Here is a 15885-nt window from a genome sequence, read left to right as displayed (position 1 = left end):
GGCCAGCATGGCGGGTTCCGGGGTCAGGCGGGGTGGGCCACCGGGCGCGGGCGCAGGTCCGGCGACAGCCGGGCCTCGGCGAGCCGCAGGATCCCGATGATCACGAAGGTGAGGGCGAGGTAGAACGCGCCGGCGCAGACGAAGACCTCCAGCGCCCGGAAGCTCTGGGCGATCAGCTTCTGGGCGATGCCGGTGATCTCCATCAGCGTGATGGTGGAGGCGAGCGAGGTCGCCTTGACCACCGAGATCACCTCGTTGCCGTAGGCCGGCAGGGCCTGGCGGGTGGCGAGCGGCAGGGTGATGCGGCGAAACAGGAGGAGCCGCGGCATGCCGCAGGCCCGCCCCGCGACCAGCGCCCCGTGCGGCACCGAGAGGACCGCACCCCGAAAGATCTCGGCCGTGTAGGCGCCGGTGTTGAGGGCGAGCGCCAGCAGCGCGCACCAGTACGGCTCGCGGAAGAAGGTCCACAGGCCCCAGGCCTGCAGGGTCGGCCGGAACTGGCCGAGGCCGTAATAGATCAGGAAGATCTGCACCAGGAGCGGCGTGCCGCGGAACACGAAGATGTAGAGGCGGGCGAGCCAGTCGGCCGGCGCGACGCCGGAGAGCCGGCCCCAGGCCGCGAGCGCCGCCAGCACGCCGCCGAGCGCCACCGAGCCTGCGGTGAGGCTCAGGGTGAGGGGCAGGCCGCCGAGCAGCGCCCGCACGGTGGTGCCGAGGAAGTCGAGGTCGATCATCGTTCCACCCCGGTCATCGCGAGCCCCGGCGGATCATCGCGCCCCCCGGCGGGCATGGGCCTCGGCCCGGGAAAAGCCCCAGGTCGAGAGCGAGGTGATGGCGAGGTAGAGGGCGGCTGCCGCGAGGTAGAAGGTGAAGGGCTGGCGGGTCGAGCCGGCGCCGACCTGGGCCTGGCGCAGGAGTTCGATGAGGCCCGTCACCGAGACCAGCGCCGAGTCCTTGAGCAGGATCTGCCAGACGTTGCCGAGGCCGGGCAGGGCGTCGCGGGCGACGAGGGGCGCCACGACCCGGCGCAGGATCAGCCCGCGATGCATGCCGACGGCGCGGGCGGCCTCGATCTGCCCGCGGTCGAGGGCGAGGTAGGCGCCGCGGAACACCTCGGCCTGGTAGGCGCCCGAGATGATCCCGAGCGCCGCGATGCCGACCCCGAAAGCCGGCACCCCGACGAAGCCGGTGGCGCCGAACAGGCCCGCGATGCTGCCGAGCGCCGCGCTGCCGCCGAAATACAGGAGGTAGATCACGAGCAGGTCCGGCACGCCGCGCAGGAGCGTGGTGTAACCGTCGGCCAGCACCCGCAAGGGGAGGAGGCCGGAGAGCTTGGCGCCCGCCGCCAGCCCGCCGAGCACGGCCCCGAGCAGGAAGCCGCACAGGGCCAGCGCGAGGGTGGTGCCGGCGGCCAGCAGCAGCGCGCCGCCCCAGCCGCCGGGGCCGAAGCCGAGAAGGGTGAAGGCGCTCACGCGGCTCCCTTTTTTCTGGTCTCTGCCCGGAACCGTCAGCCCTGCGGGGTCAGGTCGGCCTTGAACCACTTGAGCGAGAGCTTCTTCAGGGTACCGTCGGCGATCACCGCGTCGATGCCCTCGTCGAGGCGCGCCTTCAGCTTCGCCTCGCCCTTGCGCAGGCCCATCGCCACGCCGCGGCCGAGGATGCCACCGCGGAAGCGGGGACCGGCCAGCATCACGGTATCGGCGAATTCCGGCTTCTCGGCGGTCGCCCGCAGAGGCGCGTCGTTGGCGAAGATCGCGTCGATGCGGCCGGCGGCGAGGTCGAGGTCGTGCTGCTCGGTGGTCTTGTACTCGCGCACCTCGATGGTGCCCTTGAGGTACTTGTCCATGAAGGCGGCGTGGATGGTCGAGACCTGGACGCCGACGGTCTTGCCCTTGAGGAGCGGCTTGATCGTGTCGAGCGCCTTCTGCGCCTCGGCCTCGTCCGCCAGGCTGAACTTCTGGCCGCCCAAGGGGAGCTTCGCCAGCGGCCCGTTGCGGTCGACCGCGAAGCCCGAGGAATCGCCGCTATAGGGCTTGGTGAAGTCCACCACCTTCAGGCGCGCGTCGGTGATGGTCATGCCCGACATGATCGCGTCGAACTTCTTGGCGTTGAGCCCCGGCACCACGCCGTCCCAGTCCTGGGCGACGAACTCGCATTTGAGCTTGGCGCGGGCGCAGATCTCGCGGCCGAGCTCGATCTCGTAGCCGTCCAGGGTACCGTCGGGCTTGGTGAAGTTGTAGGGCGCGTAGGCGCCCTCCGTGGCGATCCGCACCGTTGCCGGCACCGTGTCGTCGGCCCGGGCCGCCCCGGCGGCGCCGAGCGCGAGAGAGAGGACGAGGGCGAGAGCAGACCTGATTCTCATTGTGGCGTCGTTCCCGGACCTTTGAGGCGTTCCACGCTCAGCTAACCCGCAAGGCGTGCCTCGACGCAAGCGCTTGCACGTCAGGATGATGCGAGCGGCATGCCACCGGCGGTTTGCACTCACAGCTGAGCGCTGCTATGGCGCCCCCGCAGGGACGGGCAAGGCGCCCGCAGGAATGGGCGAGACGCCCGCCGGGAGACGAGCGATGGCCCCGAGGGCAGAGGCGCGACGACGGATCGGCTGACCGATCCGCCCATGATGTGACGCCAGCCTCCGAGACTGTGTGCCCGTGACCACGCTTCCCCTCGTCATCCGGCCCGAGACCCCGCGCGACAACGACGCCATCGAGCGCCTGCACGAGCGGGCCTTCGGCCCCGGCCGCTACGCCCGCACCGCCTTCCGCCTGCGCGAGGGCGTGCCGCACCTCTCCGATCTCTCGTTCACGGCGCTGGTCGGCACGCTGCTCGTCGGCTCGGTGCGGGTCTCGCCGGCCCGGGCGGGCGCGAGCCCGCTCCTGGTGCTCGGCCCGCTGACCGTCGATCCGGCCTTCGGCAGCCGCGGCATCGGGGGAGCGTTGATGCGCGCCTCCCTCGACGCCGCGAGGAGCGGCGGCCACGGCCTCGTCATCCTGGTCGGCGATGCGCCGTACTACGCCCGCTTCGGCTTCCGGGTGCTGCCGCCGCGCAAGCTCATCCTGCCGGGACCGGTCGATCCGGGCCGGTTCCTCGCGCTGGAACTGCGCGAGGGGGCCCTGGCGGAGGCCGGGGGGAACGTCGTCGGGGGCATTTAAAGAGGATCGGCCTCGCCCGGATAGGCTTCGAGGGGGATCGTGCCACCCCGGCGCGCGACCTGCCGCGCATCGTCCTCCGGCAGGGCGCCCTCGAAGATGTCCAGGCGCTTCCAGGCCGGGAACGGCTGGTGCCCGGTCGGGTCCGGCAGGTGCGGCGAGAGCGTCGTACCGCTGCTCTGGTGGATGTAGCGGCCGCAATTCACGAAGATCCGGTCGGCGGTGATCCGGACGACGTGGTCCGCCCCTGGATAGCGGGCGAGCAGCCCCGCATCATCGGTGAGCGACGCGGTACCGTGCACCCGCAACCGGTGCGGGCGCTCGAAATCGATGAAGAGCAGGCCGATGCGGGGATTCTCGGACAGATTGCCGAGCGTCAGGAACATGCCGTTGCCGTCGTAGCTCGGAAGGACCAGCTCGCTCGGGCCGGTGACCCGGATGAAGCCGGGCGCCCCGCCCTTGTAGGACACGGTCGGCTGGCCGGTTCCGTCCACCGTGCTGAGGAAGACCATCGTCGCGCCCGCGATGAAGTCGCGCTCGGGCGGCGCGAAGCAGGGATGCGCGTGCGCCTCCAGCCGGTCGGCGAGGGCGCGGGTGCCGTGCTCGTCCTGCAGGCGGCGATGGCTCTCGCTGAAGAAGGCGCTCATGGTTAGCCCCCGCGGTCGGTCGAGGCGCCCCGACCTCTTGCGCTCTCGTAGCACGGCGGCCGGGGAGGGCCGCACCCGGCCTTATGGCGAACGGCGCGACGCAGGCTTGGCGACAACCGGAGGTCGATCGGGCCGCTCCTCGCCCATCGCGATCACGAAAGAAGGATCATGGGATCCCCTCTCCCGCACCTTGCAGCGATACCAGGCAAGCCTGGTATCGCCCGGAGAGGGGACCTGTGCCGTATCCCGAAGCCTCAGTCCTTCATGATCTGGCCGTCCGGCCCGACCTTCACTTCCTTCTCGTTGTCGGCGAGCGCCACCTTGATCTCGTAGGCGACCGCCGAGCCCTCGCGCTCGACCTCGGCCTCGTAGGCCTTGCCGCCGCCGGCCTGCTTCTCGGCAATCGCCAGGGCGTCCTTCAGCGAGACCTTGGCGTTGTTGAAATCGGCGACCTTCAGGCGGGTGAAGTAGCGCTCGATCGGCTGGTTCTCGCTCTTGTAGAGCTCACCGGTATCCGCGTTGATGCCGTGCTCGACCAGCTTGCCGTCCGGATAGACGACCTTGATCGACCAGTGGGTCGGGTTCTTGCCGTCGGCCTTCTCGAAATCGGCGTCGATGGCGCGGCCGTTGCCGTCCTTCTTCTCGGCGGTGGCGATGGCGTCGGCCAGGCTGACCTTGGCCAGCTTGGCGGCCTGCCACTCCTTCATGTCCTTCACGTCGCCCGTCGCGGCGGGGGCCGTGGTCGCCGGAGCCGTGGTCGCCGGAGCGGTGCCCGGAGCGGTCGGCGCCGTCGGCGCGGTGGTCTGGGCGAGGGCGAGGCCGGTGGTGAGGGCGAGGGCGCCGGCGGTGGCGAGGAAGCGCGTCAGCATCGAAATCTCCGAGGAGGGTGCGTCGAGGACACCGGAAACGCCGCGCGGGCGACTTGGTTGCCCGTTGGGCAACCTGCTTTGCCGGAAGGCAGATCGCCCGATCCGGAACGGGGATACTCCTAGCCAGTTGGTCCGGCACCGCGGCCCGCCCGTCGCGGCGGTCCGTCACCTCACCGGAGATCGTCCGTGCTGCCCCTCCGCGCCCTTTTGGTGCTCGCTCCCCTGGTCGCCGCCGCTCCCGCGCTCGCGCAGGGACCGCCCTTCCCCGGCGGGCCCTTCCTCGACCCCGACGCCACCGGCTCGCTGCGCGGCGGGCGCGCGGGCGACGACCGCCCGCCGCGCACCGGCCCGCAGGCCTGCCAGCGCTGGTGCGAGACCGACTACGTCCCCTGCGACCCGCCGAACTTCAAGATCGCCGACGGCCGCTGCCGGCCCTTCGGTGGCGGCCGCTTCTGACCGCTCGCCCCTCGACCCGGAGACCGACCCGCATGACGGAATTCCCGAAACCGCCCTTCGACCGCCAGACGCTCATCCCGATGCCCGGTCGCGACGCCGAGATGGATCCCCGGCCCGATTACGGCGAGACCCGCTACAAGGGTTCGGGACGGCTCGCCGACCGCAAGGCGATCATCACCGGCGGCGACAGCGGCATCGGCAAGGCGGTGGCGCTCGCCTTCGCCCGCGAGGGCGCCGACGTGCTGATTTCCTACTACGACGAGCACGACGACGCGCGGGAGACCGCGAAGCTCGTCGAATCCGCCGGCCGCCGGGCGGTGCTGGTGCCGGGCGACATCAAGGATCCGGCCCATTGCCGCGCCATCGTCGAGAAGGCGGTGGCGGCGTTCGGGCGGGTCGACGTGCTCGTCAACAACGCCGCCCACCAGGCCACTGTGTCGTCGATCGAGGAGATGAGCGACGAGGAGTGGGACGTCACCTTCCGCACCAACATCCACGCGATGTTCTACCTGACCAAGGCGGCGGTGCCGCACATGCGGCCGGGCTCGGCGATCATCAACACCACCTCGATCAACGCCGACACGCCGAGCCCGCAGCTGCTCGCCTACGCCACCACCAAGGGGGCGATCCAGAACTTCACCGGCGGCCTGGCGCAGCTGCTCGCCGAGAAGGAGATCCGGGTGAATTGCGTCGCCCCGGGCCCGGTCTGGACCCCGCTCATCCCCTCGACCATGCCCGAGGAGAAGGTGCGCCAGTTCGGCTCCCAGGTACCGATGAAGCGCCCCGGCCAGCCGGTCGAGCTCAGCCCCGTCTACGTGATGCTGGCGAGCGAGGAGGCGAGCTACGTCTCGGGCGCCACCGTGGCGGTGACCGGCGGCAAGCCGATGATCTGATGGTGGGTCGGGCCGCGCTCTGCTAGATTCGAGCGGGATCCGGGCGGAGCCCGCACGATATCGAGGATGCTGCGATGAACCGCGAGGAAGCGCTCGCCCATCTGCGAGCGATCGAGCCGGACCTGCGGGCGCTCGGCGTCGGCGGCCTCTCCCTCTACGGCTCCGTCGCCCGTGACGAAGCGCGGCCGGATTCGGACCTCGACGTCCTGGTCGAGCCGGGCAGCGATGCCTTCTACGACCTGTGCAACTACGTGGGCGCCTATGAGCGGCTGGCAGCGGCCTTCCCGGGTCTGGCGATCGGCTATTCCACGCGCGCTGGGCTCTCGGCGCATATTAGCACGGAGATGGAGCGCGAAGCGATCCGGGTGTTCTGATTCGTGTCTTCAGTCGGCCTGTATTGTTTACAAATATAGCGCGGGATCCCCTCTCCCGTCTGGGAGAGGGGTAGGGGTGAGGGTGGCTCGGCTTCAGGATGAAGCTTGGACCGTCGAGCTGCGCAGCTCAACAGTTCAGGATCATTGCGGAAGCCGAGCCACCCTCACCCCCGGCCCCTCTCCCAAACGGGAGAGGGGAGACGCGCCTTACATTTATTCAACTAAGCCAAGCATAGATCGCGCAATCCACTCGCAAATTGCACAAACTCTTCCGAGTTGTACGAACCATGCACTCTCAGCACTCGCACACAGGGGATTGACCGCCCCGCTCCCCCTCACTGCGCCGCCAGCGACACCCGAAAAACCGTCCGCCCAGTCTCGTCGCGGACGTTCATGGCGAGGATCGCGCCGGCGCTTCGGCCTGCGTCGAGGGCGCAGGAGCGCAGGGCCTGGACCGCCTCGGCATGGGCGGCGCCGGCATCCCTGAGCACCACCCCGATCGTGTCGCGGGCGTCCCAGGTTCCGGCATCGAGGTCGAAGAAGTAGCGGTGCACGGCGTGTCCTCCCTGCTCGCCCCGGTCTTGCCGGGCCCGACGACAAGCAGCCTTAACGCAGGCTAAGACTCGTGACGCAAAGACCGGGCCGATCCGGCGCGGACCGCGGGGCCCGGCGATTCGGCGCGGCTCTTGCGTCACCCTACCTCGGCAGTGGGAAGGGGCTCAAGCCGTGCGCTACACTTTAGGTTGCCATCTCGCCTACGACATCGTGTCCGAGACGGTGTTCATCTTCAACCTGGAGGTCGCCCGGCTGAGCCGGCACCACGACCTGCGCGAGACGTTCCGCCTCGACCCCGACCTGCCCCTGCGCCGGCACGAGGCGCCGGAGACCGGCAACCGCTACGTGGCGGTCACGGTGCCGCCCGGGCCATTCAGCCTCGATTACGAGGCGGAGGTGACCCTCGATCCCCACCGGGCCGATCCCGCCGGCATCCAGGAGACGCCGGTGAGGGACCTGCCCCTCGACATCCTGCCCTACCTGCTGCCGAGCCGGTTCGTCTCCTCCGACCGGCTCAGCGCCTTCGCCGAGGCCGAGTTCGGCGACGCGCCGCGAGGGTTCGAGCGGGTGGCCCGGATCTGCAACTGGATCCACGACCACATCGCCTATGTCCGCGGCGCCAGCGACGAGGAGACCACCGCCGACGAGACGCTGCTCAAGCGGGCAGGGGTGTGCCGCGATTTCGCGCATCTCGGCGCCGCCTTCTGCCGGGCGCTCGGCATCCCGGCCCGCTTCGTCAGCTGCTACGCCTACGGCCTGGTGCCGTGCGACTTCCACGCGGTGTTCGAGGCCTATCTCGACGGCCGCTGGTGGCTGTTCGACGCGACGCGCCAAGCCAATCTCGACGGGCTGGTGCGGATCGGCGTCGGGCGCGACGCGGCCGAGATCGCCTTCTCGACGCCGTTCGGCGAGATGAAGCCCACCGCCATGGAGATCCGGATCGACCGGGCCGACGGCGCGCCGGAGCGGGGCGAGCGCACGGTCGCGGCGATCGCGACGGCGGAGGGGCCCTGACGCGGGCCGCCGCCTGCATTAGCTTTGCCCCCGGGAGGCCCCGCATGAGCTACCGTCACGTCGTCGGATCCCGGACCTTCGTCTTTTCCGACCTCGCCGAGCTGATGGCGAAGGCGAGCCCGCCCCGCTCCGGCGACCGGCTCGCCGGCCTGGCAGCGGGCAGCGCCGAGGAAGGCGTGGCGGCGCGCTGGTGCCTCGCCGAGGTGCCGCTCAGCCAGATCCTCGCCCGGCCGCTGATCCCGTACGAAACCGACGACGTCACCCGGCTGATCCTCGACAGCCACGACGCGGGGGCCTTCGCGCGCGTCAGTCATCTCACCGTCGGCGATTTCCGCGAGTTCCTGCTCACCGCCTCCTCCGAGGTCCTGGCGGCGATCGCGCCCGGCGTGACGCCGGAGATCGCCGCCGCGGTGTCGAAGATCATGCGCAACCAGGATCTGATCCTGGTCGCCCGCAAGGCCCGGGTGATCACCCGCCTGCGCAACACGATCGGGCTGCCCGGTACGCTCGCGGTGCGGCTCCAGCCCAACCATCCGAGCGACGACCCGGCCGGCATCACCGCCTCGATCCTCGACGGGCTCGCTTACGGCTGCGGCGATGCCTGCATCGGCATCAACCCGGTCTCGGATTCGGTGCAGGGGCTGACCGGCCTCTTGCATCTCCTCGCCGAGATGATCGAGCGCTTCGCGATTCCGACGCAAGCCTGCGTGCTCACCCACGTCACCACGACGCTCGAGGCGATGAACCGCGGCGTGCCGGTCGATCTCGTGTTCCAGTCGATCGCCGGGACGCAAGGAGCCAACGCCTCGTTCGGCGTCACGCTGCCGATCCTGAAGGAGGCGCACGAGGCGGCCCTGGCGCAGAAGCGCGGCACGGTGGGCGACAACGTGATGTATTTCGAGACCGGCCAGGGCTCGGCCCTCTCGGCGAACGCCCATCACGGCATCGACCAGCAGACCCTGGAGGCCCGGGCCTACGCGGTCGCGCGCGCCTTCCGGCCGCTCCTCGTCAACACGGTGGTGGGCTTCATCGGCCCGGAATACCTCTACGACGGCAAGGAGATCATCCGGGCCGGGCTGGAGGACCATTTCTGCGGCAAGCTGATGGGCGTGCCGCTCGGGGTCGACGTCTGCTACACCAACCACGCCGAGGCCGACCAGGACGACATGGACACACTGCTGACGCTCTTGGGCGCGGCCGGCGTGACCTACGTCATGGGGGTACCGGGGGCCGACGACGTGATGCTGAACTACCAGTCGACCTCGTTCCACGACCAGCTCTACCTGCGCGAGGTGATGGGGCTGACGCGCGCGCCCGAATTCGCGGACTGGCTCGTCCGCATGGGCCTGACCGATGAAGCGGGCACGCTGCTGCCGGGCGGCGCCGCGCCGCTCCTGACGGGGCTCGCCGCGTGAGCCGCTCCGACGATCCCGCCGCGGTGTGGGCGCGCCTCGCCGCCCTGACCCCGGCCCGCATCGCGCTCGGCCGCGCCGGGGCCGGCCTGCCGACCCGCGAGGTCCTGCGCTTCGGCCTCGCCCACGCCCAGGCCCGCGACGCGGTCCACACCCCCCTCGACGCCGAGGCCGTGCGGGCCGGCATCGCGGCGCTCGACTTCGAGACCCTGACCGCCGCCTCCGCCGCCCCGGACCGGGCAACCTATCTGCGCCGGCCCGATCTCGGCCGCCGGCTCGACGAGGCCTCGGAGGCTGCGCTCGCGGCCGCCGCCGGCGAGCCGGTCGACCTCGCCCTGGTGGTGGCGGACGGCCTCTCGGCCCGCGCCGTCCACGAGGGCGCGGTGCCGCTCTTGTCCGCGCTCAAGCCAGCGCTGACCGGCTCCGGCTGGCGCCTCGCGCCGGTGGTGGTGGCGACGCAAGCGCGTGTGGCACTGGGCGACGCGGTCGGGACGCGGCTCAGGGCCCGCGCCGTCGCGGTGCTGATCGGCGAGCGGCCCGGCCTGTCCTCGCCCGACAGCCTCGGGATCTACCTCACCTTCGATCCGCGTCCCGGCCGGACCGATGCCGAGCGCAACTGTCTGTCGAACGTGCGGGCGGCGGGTCTCAAGCCGGATCTGGCGGCGTTCAAGCTGCACTGGCTGATCGACCAGGCGCTGAGCCGACGGCTCACCGGCGTCGCGCTGAAGGACGAGAGCGACCGGGTGCTGGCGGCGCCGGAGGGGCGGGCCGCGCTGGAAGGGTAGGGGCGGTCGCCCGGCCTTCTCACGGGACACGATCTCCCGTCGCCCGGCACGCGCCCGGCGATGAGGCATTTGTGCGTCCCCGTCGCCAAGGCCTTGCGGAAATGAGCAGAAACCCGCCAGAAGTGGCGAAAGGCCGGGCCTCGGGGCCCGCGACGAGTGGAGAGCAGAGCATGAAGCGCGCGTCCCTGGCGGTGGTTCTCGGTGCCGCGTCCGCCCTGGCGGCTAGCCTGCCGGCCGGCGCCAAGACGCTGGTCTACTGCTCCGAAGGCAGCCCGGAGAATTTCTATCCGGCGGTGAACACCACCGGCACCTCGTTCGATGCCGGCTCCCAGATCTACTCGAACATCGTCAATTTCGAGCGCGGCACCACCAACGTGGTGCCGGACCTCGCCGAGAAATGGGACATCTCCGAGGACGGCAAGACCTACACCTTCCACTTGCGCAAGGGCGTGAAGTGGCACTCCAACAAGACCTTCAAGCCGACGCGCGACTTCAACGCCGATGACGTAATCTTCTCGTTCGAGCGGCAGTGGAAGGAGAACCACCCGTTCTTCCGGGTGACCAGCGCCAACCACACCTACTTCAACGACATGGGCCTGCCGAAGCTGCTCACGTCGATCGACAAGGTGGACGATTATACCGTCCGCTTCACCCTGACCGGACCGGAGGCGCCATTCCTCGCCGATCTGGCGATGCCCTTCGCGGCGATCCAGTCGAAGGAATACGCCGACGCGATGATGAAGGCCGGCACGCCGGACAAGCTCGACCAGGAGCCGATCGGGACCGGACCGTTCTACCTGCTGCAATACCAGAAGGATGCGATCGTCCGCTACCGCGCCTTCCCGCAATACTATGCCGGCAAGGCCGCCCTCGACGACCTGGTCTTCGCGATCACGCCGGATGCCTCGGTGCGCTGGGCCAAGCTCCAGAAGGGCGAGTGCCACGTCATGCCGTATCCGAACCCGGCCGACGTCGACGCGATGCGCAAGGACCCGAACGTCCAGGTACTGGAGCAGCCCGGCCTCAATATCGGCTATCTCGCCTACAACACCCAGAAGAAGCCGTTCGACGACGTGCGCGTGCGCAAGGCGTTGAATAAGGCGATCAACAAGAAGGCGATCATCGACGCGGTCTACCTCTCGACCGGCGTGGCGGCCAAGAACCCGATCCCGCCGACGCTGTGGTCCTACAACGACGCGATCAAGGACGACCCCTACGATCCGGATGCCGCCAAGAAACTGCTCGCCGAGGCGGGCTTGGCGAACGGCCTCACGATGGACCTGTGGGCGATGCCGGTGCAGCGGCCCTACAACCCCAACGCCCGGCGCATCGCCGAGCTGATGCAGGCCGACCTCGCCAAGGTCGGGGTGAAGGCCGAGATCAAGTCCTACGAGTGGGGCGAGTATCGCAAGCGCGTCCAGGACGGCGAGCACCAGACCGCGATGTTCGGCTGGACCGGCGACAACGGCGATCCCGACAACTTCCTCCACACCCTGCTCGGCTGCGCCGCGGCGCAGAAGGGCGGCGGCAATGCCGCCAAGTGGTGCGACAAGACCTACGACGACCTCGTCACCAAGGCCAAGACCATCACCGACAAGGCCGAGCGCACCAAGCTCTACGAGCAGGCGCAGGTGGTGTTCAAGGAGCAGGCGCCCTGGTTCACCATCGCGCATGCGGTGCAGCTGAAGCCGGTGCGCAAGGAGGTGGTGGACTTCAAGCTGTCGCCGTTCGGCCGCCACACCTTCTACGGCGTCAGCCTGAAGTAAAGGCGCCCGCGTGCTCCGCTTCCTCCTGACCCGCGCGTCCCTGGTGATCCCGACCTTCCTCGGGATCACCCTGGTGGCGTTCTTCCTGATCCGCCTGGTGCCCGGCGACCCGATCGAGACGATGGCGGGGGAGCGGGGCATCGACCCGGCGCGGCACGCGGCGCTCCGCGCCGAGTACGGCTTCGACAAGCCGTTGCTGGCGCAATACGGCATCTACCTTGAGCGCCTCGCCCACGGCGATCTCGGCCGCTCGATCAGCACCAAGGAGCCGGTGATCGCCGAGTTCGCGAGCCTGTTCCCGGCGACGATCGAGCTCGGAATCTGCGCGATCCTGTTCGCGCTCCTCGTCGGCCTGCCGGCCGGCATCCTGGCGGCGCTCAAGCGCAACTCGGTCTTCGACCACGGGGTGATGGGGCTGTCGCTCACCGGCTACTCGATGCCGATCTTCTGGTGGGGGCTGCTCCTGATCCTGCTGTTCTCGGTGCAGCTTGGCTGGACGCCGGTCTCGGGCCGCATCGACGTGCAGTACTTCATCGAGCCGGTGACCGGCTTCCTGCTGATCGACACGCTGCTGTCGGACGAATCCGGCGCCTTCCGCTCGGCCCTCTCTCACCTGATCCTGCCGGCGGTCGTGCTCGGCACGGTGCCGCTCGCGGTCATCGCCCGCATGACCCGCTCGGCGATGCTGGAGGTGCTCGGCGAGGATTACATGCGCACCGCCCGCGCCAAGGGTCTGCCGGCCTGGCGCATCGTCGGGCTGCACGCCCTGCGCAACGCCCTGATCCCGGTCGTCACGGTGATCGGCCTCCAGGTCGGCGTGCTGTTCACCGGCGCGATCCTCACCGAGACGATCTTCTCCTGGCCCGGCATCGGCAAGTGGCTGATCGAGGCGATCGGCCGGCGCGACTACCCCGTTCTCCAGGGCGGCATCCTCCTGATCGGGGCGGTGGTGATGGCGGTGAACCTCCTCGTCGACCTCGCCTACGGCCTCGTGAACCCCCGCATCCGGCACGCAAGATGAGCGCCGAACTGCTCGACACCCCCGCCGCGTCCGCGGCCCCCGCCGGCCCGCCGCACCCGCTCGCCGAGTTCTGGGCGAGCTTTCGCGCCAATACCGGCGCGGTGATCGGCCTCGCGCTGATCGTGCTGGTGCTGCTGATGGCGGTCTTCGCCGACGTCGTCGCCCCGCACCCGCCGAACCTCACCGACAACGCCGCCTTCCTCAAACCCCCGTTCTGGCAGGAGGGCGGCTCGCTCACCTATCCCCTCGGCACCGACGCGATCGGCCGCGACATCCTCTCGCGCCTGATCCACGGGGCACGACTGTCCCTGTCGATCGGCATCGCGGTCGTGACGGTGTCGATCCTGGTCGGCACGATGCTGGGGCTGGTCGCGGGCTTCGTCGGCGGCGCCACCGGCATCGTCATCATGCGGGTGATGGACATCATCCTGACCCTGCCGTCGCTGCTGCTCGCCATCGTCATCGTGGCGATCCTCGGCCCCGGGCTGATGAACGCGATGCTGGCGGTCGCGGTGGTGGTGCTGCCGCACTACGTCCGCATCGCCCGCGCGGCGGTGATCGCCGAGAAATCCAAGGACTACGTCACGGCGGCCCGGGTCAGCGGGGCGGGGCCCCTGCGCCTGATGCTGTCCGAGGTGCTGCCGAACTGCGCCGCCCCGCTCATCGTCCAGGCCTCGCTCGGCGTCTCGACCGCGATCCTGGACGCCGCGGCTTTGGGCTTCCTGGGCCTCGGCGCCCAGCCGCCCTCGCCCGAATGGGGCACGATGCTGGCCGACGCCCGCGAGTTCGTGCTCCGGGCCTGGTGGGTGGTGACGTTTCCGGGGCTGATCATCCTGATCACCGTGCTCGCCTTCAACCTCGTCGGGGACGGTCTTCGCGATGCCCTCGACCCCAAGCTGAAGCGGTGAGGACCCCCATGCCGCTCCTCGACATCCAGAACCTCTCGGTCGAATTCCCATCCGCGGGCGGGACGCTCCGCGCCGTCGACGGCGTCAGCCTGACCCTGGAGGAGGGGGAGGTGCTCGGCGTCGTCGGCGAGTCGGGCTCGGGCAAGAGCGTGACCATGATGGCGCTGATGGGCCTCGTCGCCTATCCGGGCCGGGTCCGGGCCGACCGCCTCGCCTTCGACGGCCGCGACCTCCTGACCATGCCGACCCGCGAGCGCCGCCGCCTCACCGGCCGCGACGTGGCGATGATCTTCCAGGAGCCGACCACCAGCCTCAACCCGTGCTTCACGATCGGCTTCCAGATCACCGAGTCCCTGCGCCAGCATCTCGGCCTCGACCGCAGGGCGGCCAAGCGCCGGGCGATCGAATTGCTGGAGCAGGTCGGCATCCCGGCGGCCGAGAGCCGGCTCGCGGCCTATCCGCACCAGCTCTCCGGCGGCATGAACCAGCGGGTGATGATCGCCATGGCGATCGCCTGCAACCCGCGCCTCCTCATCGCCGACGAGCCGACGACGGCGCTCGACGTCACCATCCAGGCCCAGATCCTCGACCTGCTGCTCTCGCTCCAGCGCGAGCGCGGCATGGCGCTGGTGCTCATCACCCACAACATGGGCGTCGTCGCCGAGACCGCCGACCGGATGATGGTGATGTATGCCGGCCAGGTGATGGAGGAGCAACGCGCCGACGCGCTGTTCGCCGACCCCCAGCACCCCTATACCGCGGCCCTGCTCGCGGCGCTGCCGGAGCGTAGCGCGGGCGGGCGGCTCGCCACCATCCCGGGCGTGGTGCCGGGCCTCTACGACCGGCCGCGCGGCTGCCTGTTCGCGCCGCGCTGCACCTACGCCACCGATCACTCCCGTGAGCAGCGGCCCGCCCTGCGGCCCTGGCAGGACGGCTTCGTGCGCTGCCACTATCCGCTCGGCGATCCCTCGCGCGACGCCCGCATCCGCCAGGACCACCCTGTCGGCGCGAGCGCCGATAGACCCGCCCCCGTCGAGGCGACCCCGTGAGCGCCCCCGTCGTCGTCGCCGACGATCTCCGCCAGACCTACGAGATCCGCCGCGGCCTGTTCCGCGCGCCGGCCCGGCTCCAGGCGGTCGGCGGCATCTCGTTCTCGATCGAGCCCGGCCGGACGCTCGCCGTGGTCGGCGAATCCGGCTGCGGCAAGTCGACCCTCGCCCGCATGGTGACGCTGATCGAGCCGCCGTCGGACGGCACCCTCACCCTCGACGGGATCGACGCCGTCGACCCGCCGGCCTCCGAGCGCCGCCGCCTGCGCCGCACGGTACAGCTGGTGTTCCAGAACCCCTACGGCTCGCTCAACCCGCGCAAGCGCATCGGGGCGATCCTGGAGCAGCCGCTCGCGATCCAGACCGGCCTGTCGGCGCCTGAGCGCCGCGAGCGGGTGCGGGCGATGATGGCCAAGGTGGGCCTGCGCCCGGAGCACGACGCGCGCTATCCGCACATGTTCTCCGGCGGCCAGCGCCAGCGCATCGCCATCGCCCGCGCGCTGATGCTGTCGCCCAAGCTCGTCGTCGCCGACGAGCCTGTCTCGGCCCTCGACGTGTCGATCCAGGCCCAGGTGCTGAACCTGCTCGCCGACCTGCAACAGGACCTCGGCCTCGCCTACTTGTTCATCTCCCACGACCTCGGCGTGGTGCGCCACATCGCCCACGACGTGCTGGTGATGTATCTCGGCCTCGCCATGGAGCAGGGGCCGAAGGACGCGATCTTCGCCCGGCCCCTCCACCCCTACACCCAGGCCCTGATGGCGGCCACACCCGGCGTCGGCCCGCGCACCCGCACGCGGATCGTGCTGCGGGGCGAATTGCCGTCGCCGCTCAATCCCCCGCAGGGCTGCGTGTTCTCGACCCGCTGCCCCCACGCCACCGACCTCTGCCGGCAGGAGCGCCCGGCGCCGCGGTCTCTCGCGGGCCGGGCGGTAGCCTGCCACTATGCCGAGGACTTTTTGGGAGGGGCGCCGGGCGCTCCTGCCG

At 70.3% G+C, this 15885-nt stretch carries 18 protein-coding genes; 12 read left to right on the top strand and 6 right to left on the bottom strand.

The genetic code is table 11. The annotated features are described in order from the left end of the window. Window positions 1–23 precede the first annotated feature (23 nt). Genes ABZT49_RS27255 through ABZT49_RS27245 form a run of 3 tightly spaced genes read right to left on the bottom strand, consistent with a single transcriptional unit; the run spans window position 24 to window position 2362 of the window. Window positions 24–734: an ABC transporter permease gene (locus ABZT49_RS27255; RefSeq protein ID WP_355290713.1), complete on the bottom strand. Its 711-nt coding sequence runs from the start codon at window positions 732–734 to the stop codon at window positions 24–26. A 33-nt stretch (window positions 735–767) separates the two neighbouring features. Continuing rightward, on the bottom strand, window positions 768–1472 hold the full coding sequence (locus ABZT49_RS27250) for an ABC transporter permease subunit (RefSeq protein WP_355290711.1): 705 nt from the start codon (window positions 1470–1472) through the stop codon (window positions 768–770). A 35-nt stretch (window positions 1473–1507) separates the two neighbouring features. Further along, a complete protein-coding gene (locus ABZT49_RS27245; protein ID WP_355290710.1) occupies window positions 1508–2362 on the bottom strand; it encodes a transporter substrate-binding domain-containing protein in 855 nt (284 codons plus the stop codon). A gap of 289 nt (window positions 2363–2651) precedes the next feature. Between ABZT49_RS27245 and ABZT49_RS27240 the strand changes: the two genes are divergently transcribed. Next, window positions 2652–3152 carry an N-acetyltransferase gene (locus ABZT49_RS27240; protein WP_355290708.1) on the top strand — a complete coding sequence of 167 codons (501 nt, stop codon included), beginning with the start codon at window positions 2652–2654 and terminating at the stop codon, window positions 3150–3152. Here the strand turns inward: ABZT49_RS27240 and ABZT49_RS27235 are convergent. Then, window positions 3149–3796, bottom strand: coding sequence for a pyridoxamine 5'-phosphate oxidase family protein (locus ABZT49_RS27235; RefSeq protein ID WP_355290706.1), 648 nt, complete (start codon window positions 3794–3796; stop codon window positions 3149–3151). The two genes, ABZT49_RS27240 and ABZT49_RS27235, sit on opposite strands and share 4 nt — an antisense overlap. A gap of 254 nt (window positions 3797–4050) precedes the next feature. Next, entirely contained in the window at window positions 4051–4665 is a 615-nt protein-coding gene (locus ABZT49_RS27230) for a PepSY domain-containing protein (RefSeq protein WP_355290704.1), read from the bottom strand. Window positions 4666–4851: 186 nt separating this feature from the next. Between ABZT49_RS27230 and ABZT49_RS27225 the strand changes: the two genes are divergently transcribed. The 3 genes from ABZT49_RS27225 to ABZT49_RS27215 all read left to right on the top strand — a co-directional run bounded on the left by ABZT49_RS27225 (window position 4852) and on the right by ABZT49_RS27215 (window position 6388). Then, the gene (locus ABZT49_RS27225) at window positions 4852–5121 is read left to right on the top strand and encodes a hypothetical protein (RefSeq protein ID WP_355290702.1); all 270 of its coding nucleotides are present in this window, start codon (window positions 4852–4854) and stop codon (window positions 5119–5121) included. Window positions 5122–5153: 32 nt separating this feature from the next. Next, window positions 5154–6014 carry an SDR family oxidoreductase gene (locus ABZT49_RS27220; RefSeq protein WP_355290700.1) on the top strand — a complete coding sequence of 287 codons (861 nt, stop codon included), beginning with the start codon at window positions 5154–5156 and terminating at the stop codon, window positions 6012–6014. Window positions 6015–6088: 74 nt separating this feature from the next. Then, window positions 6089–6388 carry a nucleotidyltransferase domain-containing protein gene (locus tag ABZT49_RS27215; RefSeq protein ID WP_355290699.1) on the top strand — a complete coding sequence of 100 codons (300 nt, stop codon included), beginning with the start codon at window positions 6089–6091 and terminating at the stop codon, window positions 6386–6388. Window positions 6389–6723: 335 nt separating this feature from the next. Here the strand turns inward: ABZT49_RS27215 and ABZT49_RS27210 are convergent, their stop codons facing one another. Beyond that, window positions 6724–6942 (bottom strand): DUF6894 family protein, encoded by a 219-nt coding sequence (locus tag ABZT49_RS27210; RefSeq protein ID WP_355290697.1) that lies wholly within the window; start codon window positions 6940–6942, stop codon window positions 6724–6726. Between the two features lie 172 nt (window positions 6943–7114). Between ABZT49_RS27210 and ABZT49_RS27205 the strand changes: the two genes are divergently transcribed. The 8 genes from ABZT49_RS27205 to ABZT49_RS27170 form a co-directional block, all read left to right on the top strand. Continuing rightward, a complete protein-coding gene (locus tag ABZT49_RS27205) occupies window positions 7115–7957 on the top strand; it encodes a transglutaminase family protein (RefSeq protein WP_355290695.1) in 843 nt (280 codons plus the stop codon). Between the two features lie 44 nt (window positions 7958–8001). Beyond that, window positions 8002–9372 (top strand): ethanolamine ammonia-lyase subunit EutB, encoded by a 1371-nt coding sequence (locus ABZT49_RS27200; protein ID WP_355290693.1) that lies wholly within the window; start codon window positions 8002–8004, stop codon window positions 9370–9372. Continuing rightward, window positions 9369–10154 (top strand): ethanolamine ammonia-lyase subunit EutC, encoded by a 786-nt coding sequence (gene eutC / locus ABZT49_RS27195; protein WP_355290691.1) that lies wholly within the window; start codon window positions 9369–9371, stop codon window positions 10152–10154. Before ABZT49_RS27200 ends, eutC begins: the two co-directional genes overlap by 4 nt. A gap of 170 nt (window positions 10155–10324) precedes the next feature. Next, window positions 10325–11920: an ABC transporter substrate-binding protein gene (locus ABZT49_RS27190; protein ID WP_355290689.1), complete on the top strand. Its 1596-nt coding sequence runs from the start codon at window positions 10325–10327 to the stop codon at window positions 11918–11920. A 10-nt stretch (window positions 11921–11930) separates the two neighbouring features. Continuing rightward, on the top strand, window positions 11931–12941 hold the full coding sequence (locus tag ABZT49_RS27185) for an ABC transporter permease subunit (protein WP_355290687.1): 1011 nt from the start codon (window positions 11931–11933) through the stop codon (window positions 12939–12941). Continuing rightward, a complete protein-coding gene (locus ABZT49_RS27180; RefSeq protein ID WP_355290685.1) occupies window positions 12938–13849 on the top strand; it encodes an ABC transporter permease subunit in 912 nt (303 codons plus the stop codon). The genes ABZT49_RS27185 and ABZT49_RS27180 overlap by 4 nt, the downstream gene beginning before the upstream one ends. Window positions 13850–13857: 8 nt before the next feature. Continuing rightward, a complete protein-coding gene (locus ABZT49_RS27175) occupies window positions 13858–14898 on the top strand; it encodes an ABC transporter ATP-binding protein (protein WP_355290684.1) in 1041 nt (346 codons plus the stop codon). Further along, the coding region (locus tag ABZT49_RS27170; protein WP_355290682.1) for a peptide ABC transporter ATP-binding protein at window positions 14895–15885 on the top strand (991 nt) is incomplete at its 3' end. The genes ABZT49_RS27175 and ABZT49_RS27170, both read left to right, overlap by 4 nt.

This window comes from Methylobacterium sp. EM32 (assembly GCF_040593685.1).
Taxonomy (GTDB): domain Bacteria; phylum Pseudomonadota; class Alphaproteobacteria; order Rhizobiales; family Beijerinckiaceae; genus Methylobacterium.
This window is presented reverse-complemented; position numbering and strand designations above follow the sequence as displayed.

Coding starts and splice junctions, on each gene's coding strand:
- ABZT49_RS27255 (WP_355290713.1), bottom strand. CDS start 734: ATGATCGACCTCGACTTCCTCGGCACCACCGTGCGGGCGCTGCTCGGC.
- ABZT49_RS27245 (WP_355290710.1), bottom strand. CDS start 2,362: ATGAGAATCAGGTCTGCTCTCGCCCTCGTCCTCTCTCTCGCGCTCGGC.
- ABZT49_RS27235 (WP_355290706.1), bottom strand. CDS start 3,796: ATGAGCGCCTTCTTCAGCGAGAGCCATCGCCGCCTGCAGGACGAGCAC.
- ABZT49_RS27230 (WP_355290704.1), bottom strand. CDS start 4,665: ATGCTGACGCGCTTCCTCGCCACCGCCGGCGCCCTCGCCCTCACCACC.
- ABZT49_RS27220 (WP_355290700.1), top strand. CDS start 5,154: ATGACGGAATTCCCGAAACCGCCCTTCGACCGCCAGACGCTCATCCCG.
- ABZT49_RS27215 (WP_355290699.1), top strand. CDS start 6,089: ATGAACCGCGAGGAAGCGCTCGCCCATCTGCGAGCGATCGAGCCGGAC.
- ABZT49_RS27200 (WP_355290693.1), top strand. CDS start 8,002: ATGAGCTACCGTCACGTCGTCGGATCCCGGACCTTCGTCTTTTCCGAC.
- ABZT49_RS27190 (WP_355290689.1), top strand. CDS start 10,325: ATGAAGCGCGCGTCCCTGGCGGTGGTTCTCGGTGCCGCGTCCGCCCTG.
- ABZT49_RS27180 (WP_355290685.1), top strand. CDS start 12,938: ATGAGCGCCGAACTGCTCGACACCCCCGCCGCGTCCGCGGCCCCCGCC.
- ABZT49_RS27175 (WP_355290684.1), top strand. CDS start 13,858: ATGCCGCTCCTCGACATCCAGAACCTCTCGGTCGAATTCCCATCCGCG.